General features: G+C 69.9%; 23 protein-coding genes. 15 read left to right on the top strand and 8 right to left on the bottom strand.

All coding sequences use genetic code 11. From position 1 onward, the window contains the following. Window positions 1-132: 132 nt before the first annotated feature. The 3 genes from AFR_RS28905 to AFR_RS28915 all read left to right on the top strand — a co-directional run bounded on the left by AFR_RS28905 (window position 133) and on the right by AFR_RS28915 (window position 2,344). Entirely contained in the window at window positions 133-1,521 is a 1,389-nt protein-coding gene (locus tag AFR_RS28905; RefSeq protein WP_023560354.1) for a serine/threonine-protein kinase, read from the top strand. 109 nt (window positions 1,522-1,630) lie between these two features. Further along, window positions 1,631-1,855 (top strand): hypothetical protein, encoded by a 225-nt coding sequence (locus tag AFR_RS28910; protein WP_023560355.1) that lies wholly within the window; start codon window positions 1,631-1,633, stop codon window positions 1,853-1,855. A gap of 111 nt (window positions 1,856-1,966) precedes the next feature. Next, window positions 1,967-2,344: a hypothetical protein gene (locus AFR_RS28915; RefSeq protein WP_041841217.1), complete on the top strand. Its 378-nt coding sequence runs from the start codon at window positions 1,967-1,969 to the stop codon at window positions 2,342-2,344. Between the two features lie 9 nt (window positions 2,345-2,353). On the opposite strand, the gene AFR_RS28920 is transcribed toward AFR_RS28915, so the two are convergent. Further along, the gene (locus tag AFR_RS28920; protein WP_023560357.1) at window positions 2,354-2,809 is read right to left on the bottom strand and encodes a hypothetical protein; all 456 of its coding nucleotides are present in this window, start codon (window positions 2,807-2,809) and stop codon (window positions 2,354-2,356) included. Between the two features lie 86 nt (window positions 2,810-2,895). Between AFR_RS28920 and AFR_RS28925 the strand changes: the two genes are divergently transcribed. The 8 genes from AFR_RS28925 (at window position 2,896) to AFR_RS28960 (ending at window position 9,522) form a co-directional block, all read left to right on the top strand. After that, window positions 2,896-3,351 (top strand): response regulator transcription factor, encoded by a 456-nt coding sequence (locus AFR_RS28925; RefSeq protein WP_023560358.1) that lies wholly within the window; start codon window positions 2,896-2,898, stop codon window positions 3,349-3,351. Window positions 3,352-3,424: 73 nt separating this feature from the next. After that, window positions 3,425-4,900 (top strand): alpha/beta hydrolase, encoded by a 1,476-nt coding sequence (locus AFR_RS28930; RefSeq protein WP_148308085.1) that lies wholly within the window; start codon window positions 3,425-3,427, stop codon window positions 4,898-4,900. A gap of 5 nt (window positions 4,901-4,905) precedes the next feature. Further along, window positions 4,906-5,547 (top strand): hypothetical protein, encoded by a 642-nt coding sequence (locus tag AFR_RS28935; RefSeq protein ID WP_041842861.1) that lies wholly within the window; start codon window positions 4,906-4,908, stop codon window positions 5,545-5,547. Between the two features lie 90 nt (window positions 5,548-5,637). Continuing rightward, a complete protein-coding gene (locus AFR_RS28940; protein WP_041842862.1) occupies window positions 5,638-6,537 on the top strand; it encodes an ABC transporter ATP-binding protein in 900 nt (299 codons plus the stop codon). Then, window positions 6,534-7,283 (top strand): ABC transporter permease subunit, encoded by a 750-nt coding sequence (locus tag AFR_RS28945; RefSeq protein ID WP_023560362.1) that lies wholly within the window; start codon window positions 6,534-6,536, stop codon window positions 7,281-7,283. The genes AFR_RS28940 and AFR_RS28945 overlap by 4 nt, the downstream gene beginning before the upstream one ends. 15 nt (window positions 7,284-7,298) lie before the next feature. Then, on the top strand, window positions 7,299-8,453 hold the full coding sequence (locus AFR_RS28950; protein ID WP_238547147.1) for a sensor histidine kinase: 1,155 nt from the start codon (window positions 7,299-7,301) through the stop codon (window positions 8,451-8,453). After that, a complete protein-coding gene (locus tag AFR_RS28955) occupies window positions 8,450-9,106 on the top strand; it encodes a response regulator (protein ID WP_023560364.1) in 657 nt (218 codons plus the stop codon). The genes AFR_RS28950 and AFR_RS28955 overlap by 4 nt, the downstream gene beginning before the upstream one ends. Window positions 9,107-9,144: 38 nt before the next feature. Continuing rightward, window positions 9,145-9,522, top strand: coding sequence for a MerR family transcriptional regulator (locus AFR_RS28960; protein WP_023560365.1), 378 nt, complete (start codon window positions 9,145-9,147; stop codon window positions 9,520-9,522). Here the strand turns inward: AFR_RS28960 and AFR_RS28965 are convergent. The 6 genes from AFR_RS28965 to AFR_RS28990 all read right to left on the bottom strand — a co-directional run bounded on the left by AFR_RS28965 (window position 9,517) and on the right by AFR_RS28990 (window position 14,422). Next, window positions 9,517-10,716 (bottom strand): low temperature requirement protein A, encoded by a 1,200-nt coding sequence (locus AFR_RS28965; protein WP_023560366.1) that lies wholly within the window; start codon window positions 10,714-10,716, stop codon window positions 9,517-9,519. The two genes, AFR_RS28960 and AFR_RS28965, sit on opposite strands and share 6 nt — an antisense overlap. Before the next feature lie 18 nt (window positions 10,717-10,734). Further along, entirely contained in the window at window positions 10,735-11,439 is a 705-nt protein-coding gene (locus tag AFR_RS28970; protein WP_023560367.1) for an alpha/beta fold hydrolase, read from the bottom strand. Window positions 11,440-11,534: 95 nt separating this feature from the next. Continuing rightward, window positions 11,535-11,999, bottom strand: a complete 465-nt coding sequence (locus tag AFR_RS28975; protein ID WP_023560368.1) for a MarR family winged helix-turn-helix transcriptional regulator — start codon at window positions 11,997-11,999, stop codon at window positions 11,535-11,537. 16 nt (window positions 12,000-12,015) lie between these two features. Then, complete coding sequence (locus AFR_RS28980; RefSeq protein ID WP_023560369.1) at window positions 12,016-12,411, bottom strand: nuclear transport factor 2 family protein; 396 nt, start codon at window positions 12,409-12,411, stop codon at window positions 12,016-12,018. Between the two features lie 2 nt (window positions 12,412-12,413). Beyond that, window positions 12,414-12,725 (bottom strand): MoaF-related domain-containing protein, encoded by a 312-nt coding sequence (locus tag AFR_RS28985; protein WP_023560370.1) that lies wholly within the window; start codon window positions 12,723-12,725, stop codon window positions 12,414-12,416. Window positions 12,726-12,826: 101 nt separating this feature from the next. After that, window positions 12,827-14,422, bottom strand: a complete 1,596-nt coding sequence (locus tag AFR_RS28990) for an alpha/beta hydrolase (protein ID WP_023560371.1) — start codon at window positions 14,420-14,422, stop codon at window positions 12,827-12,829. A 205-nt stretch (window positions 14,423-14,627) separates the two neighbouring features. Here AFR_RS28990 and AFR_RS28995 point away from each other — a divergent pair, with 205 nt between their 5' ends. The 4 genes from AFR_RS28995 to AFR_RS29010 are packed head-to-tail and all read left to right on the top strand — an operon-like array spanning window position 14,628 to window position 17,562. Continuing rightward, on the top strand, window positions 14,628-15,509 hold the full coding sequence (locus AFR_RS28995; protein WP_238547148.1) for an ABC transporter ATP-binding protein: 882 nt from the start codon (window positions 14,628-14,630) through the stop codon (window positions 15,507-15,509). Between the two features lie 10 nt (window positions 15,510-15,519). Continuing rightward, window positions 15,520-16,239, top strand: a complete 720-nt coding sequence (locus tag AFR_RS29000; RefSeq protein ID WP_023560373.1) for an ABC transporter permease — start codon at window positions 15,520-15,522, stop codon at window positions 16,237-16,239. Continuing rightward, a complete protein-coding gene (locus AFR_RS29005) occupies window positions 16,236-17,231 on the top strand; it encodes a zinc-dependent alcohol dehydrogenase family protein (RefSeq protein WP_023560374.1) in 996 nt (331 codons plus the stop codon). Before AFR_RS29000 ends, AFR_RS29005 begins: the two co-directional genes overlap by 4 nt. A gap of 22 nt (window positions 17,232-17,253) precedes the next feature. Next, window positions 17,254-17,562 carry a GNAT family N-acetyltransferase gene (locus tag AFR_RS29010; RefSeq protein ID WP_023560375.1) on the top strand — a complete coding sequence of 103 codons (309 nt, stop codon included), beginning with the start codon at window positions 17,254-17,256 and terminating at the stop codon, window positions 17,560-17,562. Between the two features lie 42 nt (window positions 17,563-17,604). On the opposite strand, the gene AFR_RS29015 is transcribed toward AFR_RS29010, so the two are convergent. Then, on the bottom strand, window positions 17,605-18,513 hold the full coding sequence (locus AFR_RS29015; RefSeq protein ID WP_023560376.1) for an alpha/beta hydrolase: 909 nt from the start codon (window positions 18,511-18,513) through the stop codon (window positions 17,605-17,607). Between the last annotated feature and the right edge of the window lie 39 nt (window positions 18,514-18,552).

Genomic DNA, 18,552 nt, shown 5'->3' on the forward strand with positions numbered 1-18,552 from the left:
AACGGCTCGGGAACGTACCTCGCCCACCTGGTCGAACGGCAGTATGAACTGCGACACTCAACGCAGGATCAGCGCCGTCGAAGATCCAGACTGTGGGTGGCGGGTCCGCGCGACGACTGGGAGGGATCAGAAGTGCGATCTCTGGCAGGGCGTTACCGGGTCGAGCAGCCGGTCGGTGAGGGCGGCAGCGCCGTCGTGCACAGCGGCTACGACCGCACCCTCAAACGCCGCGTCGCGATCAAGCTCTTCACCCCGTACCGCCCGGACAGCCCCGCACCGTCGGTCGACGTGCTGCGCGAGGCCCGGGCCGCGGCGGCGCTGAGCCACCCGAACATCGCGCGGGTCTACGACTACGGCGAGGCGACCGAGGACGGCAAGCGCGTCCCGTACCTGGTCATGGAATTCCTCGAGGGCGACACCGTCGCCGACCAGCTCGCCACGACGGGGGCCTTCGACTGGCCCCGCGCCGCGGAGATCTGCGCCGACGTCGCCGCGGCCCTGGCCGCCGCCCACGCCCGCGACCTGGTGCACCGTGACGTCAAGCCCCGCAACGTCATGCTCACCCCGTCCGGCACGAAGGTCCTCGACTTCGGCATCGCGGCCATGGCCGGCCAGGACGGCTTCGACTCCCAGGGCCAGCTGTGGGGCACCCCGGCCAGCCTCGCGCCCGAGCAGCTGCGCGGCGAGCCGACCTACCCGGCGGCCGACATCTACGCGCTCGGCCTGCTGCTCTTCGAATGCCTGACCGGCGACCGCGCTTGGCCGGGCACCAGCGTCGGCGAGATCCTCGCCGCCCGCCACCAGCAGCGCGCGCCCCGGCTGCCCAGCATCCCCGGGCTCCCCCGCTCGATCGTCCGCCTCTACGAGTCCTGCGTCGCCGACGACCCGGCCCGCCGCCCGTCGGCGCTCGAGGTCGTCCAGGTCCTGCGGATCCCGGCCCTGCGATCGTCGACGGTCATCACCCGCACGATCGCCCCGGTACGCCCGAAGCGTTCCCGCAGTCGTGCTGCCATCACGGCGTCCATCGCCGTGGCCGCGGCGTTCGTCAGCATCATCGGCCTCCAGGTCGCCAACGGCTATTCGACGCCGGGCGGACGCGAGGCCGAGGCCGCCGTCGACGGTGCCCCCGCAACCAAGGCGCCGCAGCCGATCACCACACCGGCCCCGAAACCGACCTCGACGCGGGTGGTGCCCATCAGCGACGGGGACAACGACCGCCCGGTCCGCCGGGTCACCGACACCCCGACCCGCGAGGCCACGTCGCAGGTACGCCCGGTGAAGCCGAAGCCGACCCCGTCGAGTGCCGCACCGAGCACCAAGCCGACCACGCGGCCGCCGGGACCCGTACCGAGTGACCCGACACCGACAACAACGGAGCCGGAACCGGAACCGACCGATCCCCCGGCCACCACCGAACCCCCGGCCGAGCCGACGGAAACGCCGCCCGCGGACCCGGACCCGGAGGACCCGCCCCCGGCGGACGAGAGCGTCGTGCTCGCCGGTCTCAGTCCTGGGGCTTGAGCGGTTCCCCCTTCCTGCTCGTCGGTGGCGTGCTTACCCGCCGCGAGCCGGGCAAACGTCGGGCGTTCTGCCACGCGTTGTTCCCGCTCCGGTGGGTACGCGCCGGGGCATGACGACACAGCACGGAAATCGCGACGGTGAACTGCCCATCGACCCGGCGGCCAAGCCTGAGCAGGGCGCACCGCTCACCCAGGTCGAGACGGACCGCCGGCCGCCCGGTGTGGCCGACAGCGACATCGTCACCGAACCGGACGGCTCGGGCACAGCAGGCGGCGCCTCCGGAAGCACCGGCGGCGGTTCCAGCATGCCGGGCCACCCCGACGCCGCCCGCTGATCACCATGGGCATCAACCGCGGGTGATGGGAAAAGGCTCACGAGGCAGCGACGGCCGCGCGACCGGGTCCACACCCCGTTTACCGGCCGATCAGCGGGGAACGCGGCGGCCATGGAACGAGGGAGCAGCAAGCACAGTCCCCGTGTGGACGAGCAGATGAGTCAGGAAGTCCTGGGTACGGTTCAGGGCATCGCCGGTGGCCGGGCCGAGGAGTGGAAGATGGCCGAGCCGCCGGGCGAGGACCAGCCCGAGCCGACCCGGACGCTGGAGGCCGAGTCAGCCAACGACCTGAGCCGCTTCGGGCGTTTCGTCGGCCTGTCCGCCCTGCCCGGCGACCGCGAAGCCCTGCGGCGCAGCGCGGTGGCGCTGCTGGCTCCCGACGACGTGCTGGCCGACCTGGACAGCCTGCCGGAGGGTGTCACCTACAGCACCGTCACCGAGATCTGGGCCGCTCTGGGCCGGGGCTCGGCCGACCGCCTGCCTGAGTAGGGGTCTCCCCTACTTCGCGCAGTCGTACTTGTTCACCGCGTCGAAGGCGGGCCGGTTCTCGGAGCCGTACAACGGATCCACCAGGTCCTTGGGGCTTCCGCCGGCCCGCAACGCCTTCCTGGACGTGGCCACGGCATCCAGAACGATGCCGAACTCCTTGCGGATGTCGGCCGGCGCGTCGGCCCGCATCGGTTTTCCGATCCGGGCGATGTTGTCGCTCTGGCGCCGCAGTTCCTCGAAATCCAGGGGCTTGCCCTCGATCGCCTTCCCGGCCTCGCCCACGTAGACCACGACGGCGAACTGGAACGTGCCCAGGTCCAGGCAGAACGCCGACGCCCGCGTCGAGGCGGGCACCGGGGAGCTGGGCTGTTGCGGCTCCGGCGTGCGGCTCTTGTTCCCGTCGGCGCAGCCGCCCACCATCAGGGCTGACATCACGATGGCCAGATAACACTGCGAACGAGACATCACATCACGGTAGGCAGTTCCTGCCCCGCTCCGGCCGGCCTGGCCTGAAGCGGACACCCCTGCTCCCGGCGTACTGCGATCTTCGTGTGCGGAGCCTGCACCTGCACGACGACGCGACCGGGTCCCGGCCGAGAGGCGGGACCGACGAGTACGTGGCCCGCGCGCTCGAGGCGGGCGCCGCCGGGTTCCTCGGCAAGGACGTCACGCCGGAGATCCTGCTCGCCGGGATCCGCACCGTGGTCGGTGGTGACGCGCTGCTCTCGCCGTCGGCCACCCGCTCGCTGATCAACCGTTTCCTGTCCGGTCCGGGCAGCGTCGATGACCTGTCCTTGAAGTCGCTGGCCGTCCTGACCGACCGGGAGCGCGAGATCACCGCGCTGGCCGCCCACGGCCTGTCCAACCAGGACATCGCCCAGCGTCTGGTGGTGAGCCCGCTGACGGTACGCACCCACATCCACCGGGCGATGACGAAGGTGGGCGCGCGCGACCGCGCTCAACTGGTGGTGATCGCCTACCAGCAGGGGCTGGTCCGGGTGCGATGAAACGTTGACTGTGTGCCGAGGACATGGTGTCCCATCGATCGGACCGCGAAGACGACGAGCGATGGAGTCGGACATGAGTCGACGGCACAGCGCTGCCCTGGTGGCAGCACTCGGTATGGTCGGGACGCTGATCGCCGTGCTTCCCGCGCGAGCGGAGGAGCCCGCGGCAGCGCCATTGACCTGGGCCGCCTGCCCGGCGGATGTGAACGCGAAGACCGCGCCGCTGACGGCCGAGTGCACCACCGTGCCCGTGCCGCTGGACTACAGCCACCCCGGCGGCACCCAGATCTCGCTGCTGGTGTCGCGGATCGCGAGCACCAAGCCGCAGCAGAGGCGCGGCATCCTGCTGCTGAACCCGGGCGGGCCGGGCGGCTCCGGGCTCGACCAGGCGGCCTTCCTGATGAACAAGGGCCTGCCGGCGAGTGTGACGGACTCCTACGACCTGATCGGCATGGACACCCGGGGCGTCGGCCACTCGACGCCGATGTACTGCGGCCTGCCCGAGGAGCTCGGCTACTGGGCCAACGTGCCGCCGTACGCCGCGGACGACGCAGCCGTGATCGCGCAGGCGAAGATCGCCGAGAAGGTGGCGCAGACGTGCGCCGCCAACGACTCCCGCGGGTGGCTGAAGCACCTCACGACGGCGAACATGGCCCGCGACCTGGACCGGATCCGGGCCGCCCTCGGCGAGCAGAAGGCCAGCTTCTACGGGGCGTCCTACGGTTCGGCGCTGGGTGCGGCGTACGTGTCGCTGTTCCCGGGCACGACCGACCGGGTGGTGCTCGACAGCAACCTCGCCGACACCCACCTCGACCGCGACGGCCTGCGCCGGTTCGCCCGCGGTGTCGAGGAGACCTTCCCGGACTTCGCGAAGTGGGCGGCGGCACGGCACGCCTCCTACGGCCTGGGCCGTACGCCCGCACAGGTGCGCAAGAATTACTTCGCCATCGCCGAACGGCTCGACAGGACCCCGGCCTCCGACGGAACCACCGGCGCCATCTTCCGGTACCTCACCTTCGCCTACCTCTACGGCGACATCCAGTACGGCCCGCTGGCCCGGATCTGGCAGACGCTGCTGGACCCCGGCGCCGCGCGAGCAAAAGCGGCGCCCCCGGCGACCCCGATCGACAACGGTCTGACCGTGTTCCTGGCCGTCACCTGCAACGACGTGAACTGGCCCGAGGACCTGGCGACCTACCGGCGCGGTGTCGCCGAGGACCGCAAGAGGTACCCGATGTTCGGCGCGGCGACCGCCAACATCACGCCGTGCGCCTACTGGGAGCACGAGCCGTCCGAGCCGCCGGTCAAGGTCGACAACCGGGGTCCGGCCGACGTGCTGATGCTGCAGAACCGGCACGACCCGGTCACTCCCGCGATCAACGCCCAGCTGCTGCGCCAGAAGTTCGGCCAGCGGGCCAGGCTGGTGACCGTCGACGACAGCGGGCACGGCGTCTACGTTCTCGGCGGCAACGCGTGCGCGCTGGACCTGGCCACCGCCTATCTGGTCGACGGGAAGATGCCCGCGCGGGACCTCTCGTGCCGGTCGTGACCAGCATGTTCAAGCAGTGGAAAAAGCAGTGGGCCATCGGGCGGGTGAAGGCCGGCGACGGCCACCCGCTGAAGCCCTTCCGGTGGTGGCAGACGTTCACCGGACGCAAGCTCTTCTCCCTGCGCGTGCAGCAGGACGGACAGACCATCGAGTACGCCGTGGAGGTGCGCCAAGGATCGGAGCGAACCATGGCGCACGTCTTCCTCAACGGCCGACATCATGCGCAGGCGCCGCTACCAGCGGTCATTCCGGTCGCCCACGGGACCATCGAGATCGCCAAGAGCAACTTCGGGCTGAAACGAGCGAGCTTCGTCAGCGACGACAACGTCGAACACCAGCTCGTCGCTGATCCGTCGTCCCTCATCGGGCGCCGCCTGCGCTACGAGCGTGAGCACCCGCAGGCGAGCCGCATCATCGGCGCTGTCTCCATAGCGGTGCTCCTTGTCGGCGTGGGGCTGAACCTGATCCAGCTGCTGGAGCCGCTCTCGGCGATCCCGCCCGTGCAGGAGCGCTTCGGCACGTTCGAGTCCCCTGTCTCCCTGCCGGTCTGGCTGAACGTCGCCCTCGGGGCCGCGGCGGTCCTGGGCAGCATGGAGCGCGGACTGCGGCTGAAATACAGCTGGCTGCTCGATGGCATGGCCGACTGAAACTCCGGTGTACCCGGGTACCACCGGGAGCGCTCGATTGTCGCCCGCGGTACCACGATCCGGGCGTACCGGCTGCCTAGCGTGGTGAGCATGATTCAAGTACGCGAAGTGACCAAGCGGTACGGCGCGAAGACGGTCGTCGACCAGCTGTCGTTCACGGCGAAGCCCGGTCAGGTCACCGGCTTCCTCGGGCCCAACGGCGCCGGTAAGTCGACCACCATGCGGATGATCGTCGGTCTCGATGCGCCGACCTCGGGCGACGTGCTGGTCAACGGCAAGCCGTACGTGTCGTCGAAGGCACCGCTGCACGAGATCGGGGTGCTGCTCGAGGCCAGGGCCATGCACCCCGGCCGTACGGCGGTCAGCCACCTGCTCGCCATCGCCCGCACGAACGGCATCTCCCGTTCGCGGGTCGACGAGGTGCTCGGCCTGGTCGGGCTCTCGGCCGCCGCCCACAAGCGGGTCGGTGCCTTCTCTCTCGGCATGGGCCAGCGGCTGGGCATCGCCGCCGCGCTGCTCGGCGACCCGGCCGTGGTGATGCTGGACGAGCCGGTCAACGGGCTCGACCCCGACGGTGTCCTGTGGGTCCGCAACCTGCTGACCGGCCTGGCCGCCGAGGGCCGCACCGTGATGCTGTCCTCGCACCTGATGAGCGAGGTCTCGCTGATCGCGGACCACCTGGTGATCATCGGGCAGGGCCGGCTGCTGGCCGACACCACCGTGGCCGACCTCATGACCGCCGAGGGCGTCCGGGTCGTCACCGCGGCCCCCGACGAGCTGCGCGGGCTGATCGCCGGCCCCGGCGTCACCGTCACGTCGACCGGGAGTGCCGAGGAGCTGTTCGTCGCCGGCACCACCGCCCGCAAGATCGGGCTGGCGGCGGCCTCCCGCGGCATCCCGCTGTTCGAGCTCACCCCGCAGAACGCCTCGCTCGAAGAGGCGTTCATGGAACTGACCCACAACGCTGTCGAATACGAGGCCACCCGATGAAGATCACCCCTGGTGGCGTTGTCGCCGCCGAGTGGACCAAGTTCTCCTCCCTGCGTTCCACCTGGATCACCACCGGCATCTCGGTCGTGCTCCTGATCGCGTTCGGCGTGATCGCCTCGGCGTCGATCTCGGACGACAGCCTGTCGGCCGTCGATCTGGCTCTGTCCGGCAGCTCCCTGGCCGCCCTCACCGTCGGTGTGCTCGGCGCGCTGCTGGGAGCCGGCGAATACACCACCGGCATGATCCGGGCGACCCTGGCCGCCGTGCCGCGCCGGTTGCCGGTGCTGTGGTCCAAGAGCCTGGTGGCCGGATTCGCCGCGCTGATCACGATGACGGCCGGCGCCTTCGCCGCGTTTGCGCTGGGCTCGGCCGTGCTGAACGACGGCGTCAGCGGCGTCGGTCTCGGTGACGCCGGCGTGGTGCGCGCCCTGTTCGGCGCCGGTCTCTACCTGGGCCTGGTCGCGGTGCTCGGTGTTGCCCTCGGCATGCTCGTGCGCTCCAGCGCCGGTGCGATCGCGATCCTGGCCGGCCTGCTGCTGATCGTGCCCGGCCTGGCCGCGCTGCTGCCGGACTCGATCTCGGAGACGATCACGCCGTACCTGACGAGCAACGCGGGCAGCGCCGTGATGGCGCTGACCCCGGGCGAGGGCACTCTGGGGCCGTGGACCGGTCTTGCGGTTTTTGCCGGCTACGTCGCCGTGGCCTTGGCCGCGACGGCCTATCGCCTCAAAAAGACCGACGCGTAAGTGGAGAATCAGGCGATGAGCGTGCAGGGATGGCTGGTCGACCGGCAGACAGCGCTGCGAGCGCTCGACCGGCACCGGCCGTGGGCCATGGACACCCTGGTGGCCGTCCCGATCGTGCTCTCCAGCATCCCGAACGTGATCGAGAAGCCCGTCTCGGCCACGATCGCGACCCTGGTGCTGCTGCCCCCGCTGTACTGGCGGCGGCGGTACCCGTTCCTGGCCTTCCTCGCCGTTGTGGTCATCGACCTGATCGAGGTCCTGCTGGACGTCGGCGTGGGCGCCGGGGTGATCCTGCTGGTGATGCTCTTCGGGGTCGCCTCGCGGGGGTCGTGGCGATCGCTCGCCACGGCCTCCGTGCTCACCGTCGCGCTGCTCACCGCCGAAATCTACTTCCTCGGGCCGGTGACGGAAACCCCGACCCTCACGATGTCCCTGGCGCTCGGCATCGCGGTGGCCGCGGTCGCGTCCGGCGTCGCGGTGCGCACGCGCCGGGCGTACCTGATCGCTCTGGAGGACCGTGCCGACCGCCTGGAGATCGAGCGGGACCAGCGGGCCCGCCTCGCCGTCGCCGACGAGCGGGCCCGGGTGGCCCGCGAGATGCACGACATCGTCGGGCATCACGTGTCGGTGATCGTCGGTCTCGCCGACGGCGGCGCCGCCCTCGCAAGATCGCGGGAGGAGCAGACCGCCGAGCCGCTGCGGCTCATCGGCGAGACCGGCCGGCAGGCGCTCGCGGAGCTGCGCCGGACGCTGGGCGTGCTGCGCGGCGAGGACGCCGATCCGCAGCTGAGGCCCCAGCCCGGCATCGAGGATCTCGACCGGCTGCTGCCCAGCATCCGGGGGGCAGGCCTTGCGGTGACCTACTCGACGTCGGGTGAGCTGCACACCCTGGGCAAGGGCCTGCAGCTCGCGGTCTACCGCATCGTGCAGGAAGCGCTCACCAACACCCTCAAACACGCGGGACGCGGCGCCGCTGCCACCGTCACTCTCACTGCCTGCGACGGAGAGGTACGCGTCACCGTCCGCGACAACGGCCGTGGCGGACCCGCCGCCCCCAGCCACGGCCTGCTCGGCATGCGCGAACGTGCCGCCATGTACGACGGGACGGTGACCGCCGGCCCGGCCGAGCGGGGCTGGCTGGTCGACGTCGTCCTCAAGGAGCCCTCGTGACCACCGTGTTGATCGCCGACGACCAGCCGTTGCAGCGCCTGGGTTTCCGGATGCTGCTCGACGGCACCGCCGGGATGGTCGTGGTCGGCGAGGCCTCCAGCGGCGCCGAGGCGGTGCGGATGGTGGACCAGACCCACCCCGACGTGGTGCTGATGGACGTCCGGATGCCCGGCATGGACGGCATCGAGGCCACCCGCCGGATCACCGCGGCCGGCTCGCGCACCCGCGTGCTGATCCTGACCACCTTCGACCTCGACGAGTACGTCTACGCCGGACTGCGGGCCGGGGCCAGCGGCTTCCTGCTCAAGGACGCCCGGCCGGACGAGCTGATCGCCGGGATCCGGGCCGTGGCCGGCGGCGACTCGGTGGTGGCCCCGAGCCTGACCCGCAAGCTGATGGAGGCCTACCTCCAGGACCCTGCACCGGCCGCGGACACGGACCCCCGCCTGAGTGCGCTCAGCGAACGGGAGCGCGAGGTCCTGCAGGCGATCGGCCGGGGTGCCACCAACACCGAGATCGCCGACCGTTTCACCCTCTCCGAATCCACCGTGAAGAAGCACGTCGGGCGCGTCCTGGCCAAGATCGGAGCGCGGGACCGCATCCAAGCGGTGATCTTCGCGTACGACAACGGCCTGGTCCAACCCCGCGCCTGAGCCCTTCATCCCATCCTGCAACACATGAGGAGACGACCGTGGCCTGGAGCACCCGTGAACTTGCCGAGCTCACCGGCACGACCGTGAACACCATCAGGCACTACCACCGGCTGGGCCTGCTCGACGAGCCGAAGCGCTCGTCCAACGGCTACAAGCAGTACGGGGACGAGGAACTCGACCGTCTGGTGCGCATCCGGCGGCTGGTCGAGCTGGGCGTACCGCTGGCCCGCATCGGCGAGGCCGGCACGGACGGGACCCTGCCCCCGGAGACGCTGCGGCAGGTCGACGCCGACCTCGCGGCCAACATCGAACGCCTGGCCCGGGCCCGCTCCGACATCGCCGCCATCCTGCGCGACGGTGCACCGGCCGCGGCCGTCGCCTCCCGCCTGTGCGCGGCCGGCAGCCAGGCGTCATAACAGCGATGTCGCCTGCGGGGCCTCCGCGGCCGGGACGCCGCGGCGGCTGCCGGCCACGGTCACCACGACCAGCATCGCGAGCAGCACGGCGATCACCGTGACCGGAGCGGGTCCGAGCGGTGCCAGCAAAACCAGCACAGAGCTGATCGGGTACGCGGCCAGCCGCGCACCGGTCTGCACCGGCCGCACGTGCAGCAGCCAGACGGCGAGCAGGAAGACCACGACCGGCACCGCGACCGCGTATCCGGCCACCACACCGGAGATGTGTGCGTGGTGGGTGGTGTGATCCACGACGACCCCGAGACCCGCGCCGACGGCCGCTGCCGCACCGAGGATCAGGTAGTGCCCGTACCCCCACACGAGCGCGGTCCGCTGGGTGCTCAGCAGGCGATGGGCGGACCGCTCGAAGTACAGCGACCACAGCGCGAACACGATCACCAGGCCGGACGCGGCCACGACAACCAGGTCGGGCAGGTACTTGCCCTCGTCCAGTCCGGTCTTGACGGCGATCGTCGTCGCCGCGACCGCCTCGCCCAGCATGATGATGGTGAACAGCCCGTACCGCTCGGTGATGTGGTGCGGGTGGTAGGTGGTCGGCCCGCCCGGTGCGTACTCGGCGAGCGCCGGGACCAGCAGCTCGGCCAGCGCCAGCAGCAGGAACAGCGGCACCGACCAGGACTCCGGCACAGTCAGCCAGACCAACCAGAGCGCCTGCGTGACGCTGATGCCCACCGCGTACCGGAGGGCGACCTTGCGGTGGTCCGGATCGCTGCGGGCGGCCCGCAGCCATTGGGCCACCAGGGCGAGCCGCATGATGACAAAACCGAGAACGATGGCGGTGAAGGTCCCGTCCTCGAAGGCCGTCTCGACACCGGCGGCGAGCACCAGGACGCCGGCGATCTGCACCAGCGTGGTGATCCGGTAGACGTCGTCGTCGGTGTCGTAGGCGGAGGCGAACCAGGTGAAGTTCACCCAGGCCCACCAGATCGCGAAGAACACCATCAGGTACGTGCCGACGCCCTCCGCGATGTGGTTCTCGGAGATGGCGTGGTGCAGCGGCAACGCGGCCTGCGCGACGGCGACGACAAAACAGAGGTCGAAGAAGAGCTCCAGCGGCGTCGCCGCGCGGTGCGCCTCCGTCGCCGACCGCGCCTGCATCGGGGTGTGCCAGCTGCGGTGCCGCTGCCCACTCATGTCTGTTCCCTTCGGACGTCAGGCGTTCGAGGTGGCGGCGGCGAGGATGACCCCGGCCACCGCTGCGGGCTCCGAGGCGGGGATCGCGTGCGACGCACCGGGCAGTTCCACGCCGAGGTGGGAGCTCGCGCGCTCGGCCATGAAGCGGTGCGCCTCGAGCGGGATGTTGCGGTCGAGCTCCGGGTAGACGAACCAGGACGGCACGGTCCTCCAGGCCGGTTCGCCCGAGCCCTCGTTCAGCGCCGTGGTGTTCAGCGGGCGCTGCACGGCCGCGTCGATCACGGCCTGCTCGGCCGGGACATCGGCGGCGAACTGCTGATGGAACTTCGCCTGCTCGATGTACAGGTCGACCGTTCCGTCGGCCAGGGGCACCTCGTGGACGGTCTCGCCGAGGGTGCTGCCGGGGAACTTGCCGGACAGCTCGCCGATGCTCTCGCCGGCTTCGGGTGCGAAGGCGGCGACGAAGACCAGCGCCTTGACGTTCTCGTGGCCGACGGCGGCGTTGGAGATGACCGCCCCGCCGTAGGAGTGACCGACAAGCACGACCGGCCCTTCGATCGTGGCCAGGAGGCTGGAGACCACAGCGGCGTCCCCGGACAGGCTGCGCAACGGGTTGGGCGCGGCGACAACCGGGTAGCCGTCGGTGTGCAAACGCTGGATCACGCCGCTCCAGCTGGCCGACTCGGCGAAGGCGCCGTGGACCAGGACGATGGTGGGTTTCATGGCTGTTCCTTTCCTCGGTGGTGAACATGTGGGCAGCACGCAGTGACCCCGGCGTCCACAGGACGCCGCGGTGATGCACTGCGGGTAAGACAGCCTCAGTCGGCGGGCTGGTCGAGCATCTCGACCAGGCGGGCGCTGATCTTGCCCAGCGCGGCGACGTCGGACGCGCTCAGGCTGTCGAACAGCACGTCGCGGATCTCCGTGCGCTGGGTGCGCAGGACGCGCACCACGAGTTTCCGGCCTTGCGGGGTCAGGGTGGCCTCGTAGGCCCGTCGACCCGTCGGTACGCGCCCGCGGGTGACCAGTCCTTCACGTTCCAGAACGGCGATCGTGTGGCTGACGCGGCTGAGCGAGTAACACAGCATCCCGGCGATCGTCTTCAGGCCGAGCGTCTGATTCTCCGCCTCGTTGAGCAGGACCAGCAGCTTGAAGTGCCCGTGGGCGATGTTGCCGTCGCGCTGCGACTGCCGTTCCAGCGCGACCTCGAGCAGATGGCCGGCCAGCACCAGGTCGTGCCACACGGCGGCCCGGTCGGGGTTGTCGTCCTGGTGCGTCGTCACCGTTCCCATTCTGCGCCTACACCATGGCGTTGCCGTTCACGGAGGCTTCGGCGGCGACGAGGTTCTGCACGACGTCCCAGTGCTCGACGATGCGGCCGTTCTCCAGCCGGAAGATGTCGACGATGACCACCGGGTCCGGCGCCCAGCCGTGCACGATGCTGTGGGTGAAGACCAGATCGCCCTGAGCGGCGACCCGCTGCGGCTGCCACGAGAAGCCTTCCAGCCCCGGGACGACCTGGCGCAGCGTGTCCAGGCCACTGGGCATCTGCGGGCTGTGCTGGACGTACGGTTCGGCCCAGTAACGGTCGATCGCGGTCAGGTCCTTGTCGGCGAACAGCTCCCGCATCGCGGTGAGCACGATCGCGGTGTTCCGCTCGGCCTGGTCGGCCGGCACGGCAGGTTGCTGAGTCATGGTCAGGCTTCCTTGATCGTTCCGACGAAGTGGTGGAGTGTGCCGTCGACGGTCACGTTGGAATAGAGCTTGCCGTTCTCGAAGTCCTCCAGGTGGGTCACCGTCGCCCCGCTGGCCTCGGTCCACGAGTTCAGAAAGACACCCTCGCGGATCTCCTGCAGATTCAGCGCCACCGTCTCGGCATGACCGTCGGGGGCCAGACCCGCGCCCTGCACCACGACGAAGCTGCCCTGCGTCGGCGAGTCGAAAGTGAACCGCACCAGCAGATCGCCGAGGTCGAAGCGGTAGCTCCGGCCTGTCAACTGCGTGATCATCGCCTGTCCTCCCTTGTCTCTGAGTTGAACTCTCAACTCAGCTTTGAGTTGAAGTCTCAACTCAGGCGGTTCTTTCCGCAAGTACCTGGGACGTAGTTCACTCACGCCACGGAGCAGGTGGGCATCTCCGCCGGCAGCTTCAGGTCGATGAGGTAGTCCGCGGCGATGGTGTCGACACACGTGTTCGTTCCGGCGGAGACGACGGTGTGCCCCTCGCCCTTGACGGTCAGCAGAGCGCTGCCGAGCTTGCCGGCGAGACTGATGGCGCCCTCGTGCGGAGTGGTGGGGTCGCCGGTGATCGAGATGACCAGCGTGCCCGGCAGGTCCTTGACGTTCTGCGCGTACGGGATGCCGAGCGTCGGTGGCGCCGGCCAGAACTCGCAGGCGTCACGGGCACCCGCCGCGGGGTCTCCGCCGGGATTCATGAACGGTGCGACCTCGTAGGCCTGGGCGCGCAGCCGGGTGGCGTCCTGCGGAGTAAGCCGTTGCTCGTCCATGCAGTTGATCGCGAACGCGGCCTCGGTGAAGTTCGGGTTGACCACGGTTTTGGGGTCGCCGCCGGCCAGGTCGAACGTGAGCTCGAGCAACGTGTCGCCGCGCCCTTGCCGCAGCTGGGTGAGACCGCTGATGATGGTCGGCCACTTGTCCGGGCTGTACAGGCCGGCCATGACCCCGGCAACCGCGGTGTCGAAGTCGAGCTTCTGATCGAGCGCAGGCACGGGCTTGTCACGCAACGGCCGGACAATCGACTGGAACACCGATGTCGCCGCCTTTGCGTCCATCCCCAGTGGACACTTGGCTGCCTTTGCGCACGAGGCAGCCATCGCCTCGAAGGCGGCCTGGAAACCCCCGTACGCCGAGAGGCGCCGCTCGATCGTGCCGAGGTTCGGGTCGAACGCGCCGTCGAGGACCATCGCGCGTACCCGCTGCGGGAACTGCTCGGCATACACCGCTCCCAGCCGGGTGCCGTAGCTCTGGCCCAGGTACGTCAGCTTCTCCTCGCCCAGCGCGGACCGCAGCACGTCCAGGTCGCGGGCGGTCGTGCGCGTACCCATCTGGGTGAGGCCCTCGGCGCCGCCCGATCCCTGGGCACAGCGATCGAGCACCGCGCGGGTGTCCGCCTCCGTCAGCGAGCTGGTCATGGTCATCGACGGGAAGACCTTGTCGCCCCGGGTCGTGCCGCCCTCGGTGTAACAGTCGGCTGCAGGCTTGGTCGCGCCGACACCACGAGGGTCGAAGCCGATGACGTCGAACCGTTCGGTGATGCGGCTCTTCGTCAGCTGAGCCCCGACACCCAGCGCCCCGAGGAGGCCGGCGCCGCCGGGACCGCCGGGGTTGAACACCAGTGAACCCTGCGCCTGCCCGCGAGCGGCGAAGCGCAGGACCGCAACGGTGGTGGTGGCGCCCTGGGGTTTGTCGTAGTTCAACGGCACGGTCAGCCACGCACACTGCGCCGGAGCCTTGGCGAGGATCTCCGTCTCACGCGGGCTGGTGGCGAAGTCGGTACATCCTTGCCACTCCAGCTTCTGCGTGGAGAAGCGCTGCAGCGCGCCGGGATCGGGATCGGGATCGTCGCCGGTCGTGCACGCCGCGATCGACACTCCGCCGGCCACGAGAGTGACAACCGCGAGGCCGAGTCGCCGCAGGATACGGCGGCCGGTGTCGGGAACGGACGTACTGCGGTTCGTTCGGATCACGGCTGTGGACTTCCGGCTCGGGCCTCCGCTCATCGGAGGTTGCCGGTCGAGCGAACACCGTGTCGTCGGAACACAGTCAAGCCTGGTGAGCTTCACAACTCCTGCCTTGACTGTGTTCCCGGAACACGGTCTGCACTGGTGCACGCCGGATCAACGACGACCGTTCAGCGGAGGCAGGACCGACATGGGGCAACCCGTCATCGAAGTGGACCGACTGAATGTCTCGTACGGTGATTTCCAGGCCGTCAAGGAGCTGAGCATCCAGGTCGAGCAAGGTGAGCTGTACGCCCTGCTCGGCACCAACGGGGCCGGCAAGACCTCGGCGCTGGAAGTCATCGAGGGGCATCGCAAGGCGTCCTCGGGCACCGTGCGTGTCTTCGGGGAGAGTCCGGCGGACCGCCGGGCGGTGCGGCCCCGGATGGGGATCATGTTGCAGGAGAGCGGGTTCTCCGCCGACCTCACCGCCGAGGAGTCCGTCCGGCTGGTCGGCCGGCTGTCGGGCCGCTCCGATTCGGTCGACCGTGTCCTGGGCATCGTCGACCTCACGCGCAAGGCCGCGACCAGGGTCGGTCAGCTCTCCGGCGGCGAGAAGAGGCGGCTCGACTTCGCCACCGCCGTCTACGGGCGACCGGAGCTGATCTTCCTGGACGAGCCCACCACGGGGCTGGACATCCAGTCCCGGGACGCCCTGTGGGAGGCCGTGGAGGAACTGCGCGGCAACGGGTCGACCGTCGTCCTGACGACGCACTACCTCGAAGAGGCGCAGCAGCACGCCGACCGCATCGGGCTCATGCACCGGGGCACGCTGCGCACCCAGGGAACGGTGCCCGAACTGACCCGGGCGCTGCCGGCGGCGATCGAGTTCTCGCTCTCCCCCGGCGCGCCCGTGCCGCCCCTCGGCGCCGCTCAGCCGGCGGGCCTGGCCTACCAGATCGAGACGTTCGAACTGCAGGCCGATCTCAAGCGGCTGCTCGACTGGGCGGACCAGCACGACGTCGACCTGCACGGGCTCTCCGCCGCACCGACCCGGCTGGACGACGTCTTCCGCGCCATCGAGACCGACCCGGTCCCCACCCCGACCCGCTGAAGGCAGAACCATGCTTCCCATCGCGTACAGCGAATTCGCCCAGATCTTCCGCAACCGCGCCGTGCTCATCTCCAACCTCGTCATGCCGTTGCTGGCCAGCGCGTTTTTCATCTACCAACGCGACTCGTTCGCTCAGATCGGCAGCCTGGGGTACATCGCCGCGGTCCTCGTCTTCACCGTCGGCGCGTTCAGCCTCTACACCACGGCGGTGACCACCCTGTCCGCCCGTCGCCAGGACCTGTTCCTCAAGCGGCTGCGGTCCACGGCGGCCGGTGACCCGGCGATCCTGTCCGGCCTGACCCTGCCGGTCGCTCTCACCGCCCTCGTTCAGGTGGTGGCCATTCTGGTGATCTTCGCGGTGGTCAGCGGCGGCCCCGCCGACGTGGTGCTGCTGGCCGTGGCGATCCTGGCGACCTTCGTCATGATGCTGGCCCTGGCTCTGGCCACCGCCGGCGTCACCGGCTCGCCCGAGCAGGCCCAGGTCACCACGCTGCCGATCAGCCTGCTGGTCATCGCCGTGGCCAGCTGGGTCGGCATCACCGGCACGGAGAGCCTCACCCTGCTCAAGCGGCTGCTGCCCGGCGGGTCGGCCACCGAGCTGATCGTGAACACCTGGAACGGCGGTGTGCCGCTCGCCGAGTCGCTGCCGCTGCTGGCGCCGACGCTCGGCTGGGTCGTCGTGGCGATCGTGCTCGCCCTGCGCCTCTTCCGCTGGGAACCCCGCCGATGAAGGCCGTCGTGCTCACCCGCTTCGGTGGGGTCGATGCCTTCGAGCTGCGCGACGTCTCCGTACCCAAGGTCGAGCCCCGCCAGGTACGGGTGCGCGTGCACGCGACCGCCGTCAACCCGCTCGACTATCAGATCCGTCGCGGCGACTACGCGGATCTGGTGCCGCTTCCGGCGATCATCGGGCACGACGTCTCCGGAGTGATTGAGGAAGTCGGATCCCACGTGACCGAGTTCCGCGCCGGCGACGCGGTGTACTACACGCCCCTGATCTTCGGCGGCCCCGGCTCGTACGCCGAGCAGCACGTCGCCGACGTCGAGCTTGTCGGCCGCAAGCCGGAGAACCTCAGTCACCTGGAGGCGGCGAGCCTGACACTCGTCGGCGGAACGGTCTGGGAGTCGCTGGTGACACGAGCTCAGCTCACCGTGGGCGAGACGATCCTGATCCACGGAGGCTCGGGTGGGGTCGGCACGATCGCGATCCAGATCGCGAGGGCGATCGGCGCACGGGTGATCACCACCGCCAGAGCCGGCGACCACGAGTTCGTGCACTCGCTCGGAGCGGACGCGGCGATCGACTTCACCTCGACGGATTACGTCGACGCCGTGGCCGGGATGACGCAGGGCAAGGGCGTCGACGTCGTCTTCGACACGATCGGCGGCGACACGCTCACCCGGAGCCCGCTGACCCTCGCCGACGCCGGACGTGTCGTCAGCATCGTCGACATCACACAGCCGCAGAACCTCATCGAGGCGTGGGGCAGGAACGCCGCCTACCACTTCGTCTTCGCCCGGCAGAACCGGGGAAAGCTCGACGCGCTCACCACGCTCGTCGAGCGCGGCCTCGTGAAGCCGGTCATCGGCGCGACCCTGCCGCTCGCCCGCATGGGCGAGGCCCACGAGCTCCTGGAGAACAGGCGGTCGTACGCCCTGCGCGGCAAGATCGCGATCGACGTGGCGGGCGAAACCGTTGCCCTTCCACCGCGCCGCCCCTGACGCGATCACCCATGGAGGACACATGACAATCGAAGTGAACGACGTCCCGGACGCCAAACGGTACGAGGCCCGGGAGAACGGCGAGTCCAAGGTCGCGGGTCTCGCCCAGTACATCCGCACGACGGAGCTGGTCGCGTTTGTCCACACCGAGGTCTCGCCGGAGTACGAAGGGCGGGGCGTGGGTGCGGCACTGGTCCGCGCGGCCCTCGACGAGGCACGTACGGCGAACCTGCGGGTGCTGCCCGTCTGCCCCTTCTTCGCGGGATGGATCGCCCGGCACCCCGAGTACCAGGACCTGCTGTACCAGTCGCGCAGCAAAGTCAATGACTGAACCGCCGGTCACGGCCCGCCCCGATCAGGGGCGGTTCTTCGGCTACAGGTTCTTATCGTAAAAGGTGGCGAGGCGGTCGACGGCGGCGTCGACGTATTGCGGCACGTCGTACATCTCGTAGTGGCGGGCGCCGGCGACGACCAGGCGGTCGACGGGGTTGGGGGCCAGGTCCCACAGCCGCCGGGCCGACTCGTCGAAGCCGGTGCCCTCGAGGTGTTCGGCGAGGACCAGCTGCAGCGGCTGGGTCATGAGCTGGTCGACCAGGTGGTAGGCGTCGTAGCCGAGCAGCAGCGAGTCACCGCGGGAGAGCCGCCGGTTCGTCGAGTGCTCGTTGCCACCGCGTCCGGTGCGGTAGTACGTGATCGCCTGCAGGACGTCGACGTCGGTGACACCAGCCGCGGCGGCGTCCTCGAGGGTGTCGGGCAGCCAGTTGTCCCGGGTCAGCACGCCGGTCCGGGCTTCCTGCAGGCGCGCCTCGGCCAAGGCGTCGAGCGCAGCTGCTGGGCCGTCGGGCTGGAAGCCGCGGAACGCCATGCCGATGTTGCCGGGGTCGACGACGCCGACCGCCTTGATGCGGTGGTCCGTGCGGGCGGTGTGGATGGCGTAACCGCCGCCGGCGCAGATGCCCAGGACACCGATGCGGTGCGGGTCGATGCCGGGGATCGTGCTGAGCGCGTCGATGGCGTACGAGATGTCCTCACCGCGACGGTAAGGGTCCTCGAGGTCGCGGGGCTCGCCGCCGCTCTGACCCTGGTTGGCGGGATCGAAGACGAGGGCCGCGATGGTGCGGGCGGCGAGGCGCGACGCATAGTTCGCGCCGATCTGCTCCTTCACGCTGCTGCCGGGCGTGGAGAGAACAACCACGCGCAGCGGTGCGGCCTCGTCGAGGTCAGCGGGCAGGTGCAGCTCGGCGGCGAGCTCGATCGGCCCGCGCGGGATGGTGATGTGCATCGGAGAGCACCCTTCACGTAAAATCCGTATTGGTACTTT

Source organism: Amorphoplanes friuliensis DSM 7358, from assembly GCF_000494755.1.
Taxonomy (GTDB): domain Bacteria; phylum Actinomycetota; class Actinomycetes; order Mycobacteriales; family Micromonosporaceae; genus Actinoplanes; species Actinoplanes friuliensis.

Coding starts and splice junctions, on each gene's coding strand:
- AFR_RS28910 (WP_023560355.1), top strand. CDS start 1,631: ATGACGACACAGCACGGAAATCGCGACGGTGAACTGCCCATCGACCCG.
- AFR_RS28915 (WP_041841217.1), top strand. CDS start 1,967: ATGGAACGAGGGAGCAGCAAGCACAGTCCCCGTGTGGACGAGCAGATG.
- AFR_RS28920 (WP_023560357.1), bottom strand. CDS start 2,809: ATGTCTCGTTCGCAGTGTTATCTGGCCATCGTGATGTCAGCCCTGATG.
- AFR_RS28930 (WP_148308085.1), top strand. CDS start 3,425: ATGAGTCGACGGCACAGCGCTGCCCTGGTGGCAGCACTCGGTATGGTC.
- AFR_RS28935 (WP_041842861.1), top strand. CDS start 4,906: ATGTTCAAGCAGTGGAAAAAGCAGTGGGCCATCGGGCGGGTGAAGGCC.
- AFR_RS28940 (WP_041842862.1), top strand. CDS start 5,638: ATGATTCAAGTACGCGAAGTGACCAAGCGGTACGGCGCGAAGACGGTC.
- AFR_RS28945 (WP_023560362.1), top strand. CDS start 6,534: ATGAAGATCACCCCTGGTGGCGTTGTCGCCGCCGAGTGGACCAAGTTC.
- AFR_RS28950 (WP_238547147.1), top strand. CDS start 7,299: ATGAGCGTGCAGGGATGGCTGGTCGACCGGCAGACAGCGCTGCGAGCG.
- AFR_RS28965 (WP_023560366.1), bottom strand. CDS start 10,716: ATGAGTGGGCAGCGGCACCGCAGCTGGCACACCCCGATGCAGGCGCGG.
- AFR_RS28970 (WP_023560367.1), bottom strand. CDS start 11,439: ATGAAACCCACCATCGTCCTGGTCCACGGCGCCTTCGCCGAGTCGGCC.
- AFR_RS28980 (WP_023560369.1), bottom strand. CDS start 12,411: ATGACTCAGCAACCTGCCGTGCCGGCCGACCAGGCCGAGCGGAACACC.
- AFR_RS28985 (WP_023560370.1), bottom strand. CDS start 12,725: ATGATCACGCAGTTGACAGGCCGGAGCTACCGCTTCGACCTCGGCGAT.
- AFR_RS29000 (WP_023560373.1), top strand. CDS start 15,520: ATGCTTCCCATCGCGTACAGCGAATTCGCCCAGATCTTCCGCAACCGC.
- AFR_RS29005 (WP_023560374.1), top strand. CDS start 16,236: ATGAAGGCCGTCGTGCTCACCCGCTTCGGTGGGGTCGATGCCTTCGAG.
- AFR_RS29010 (WP_023560375.1), top strand. CDS start 17,254: ATGACAATCGAAGTGAACGACGTCCCGGACGCCAAACGGTACGAGGCC.
- AFR_RS29015 (WP_023560376.1), bottom strand. CDS start 18,513: ATGCACATCACCATCCCGCGCGGGCCGATCGAGCTCGCCGCCGAGCTG.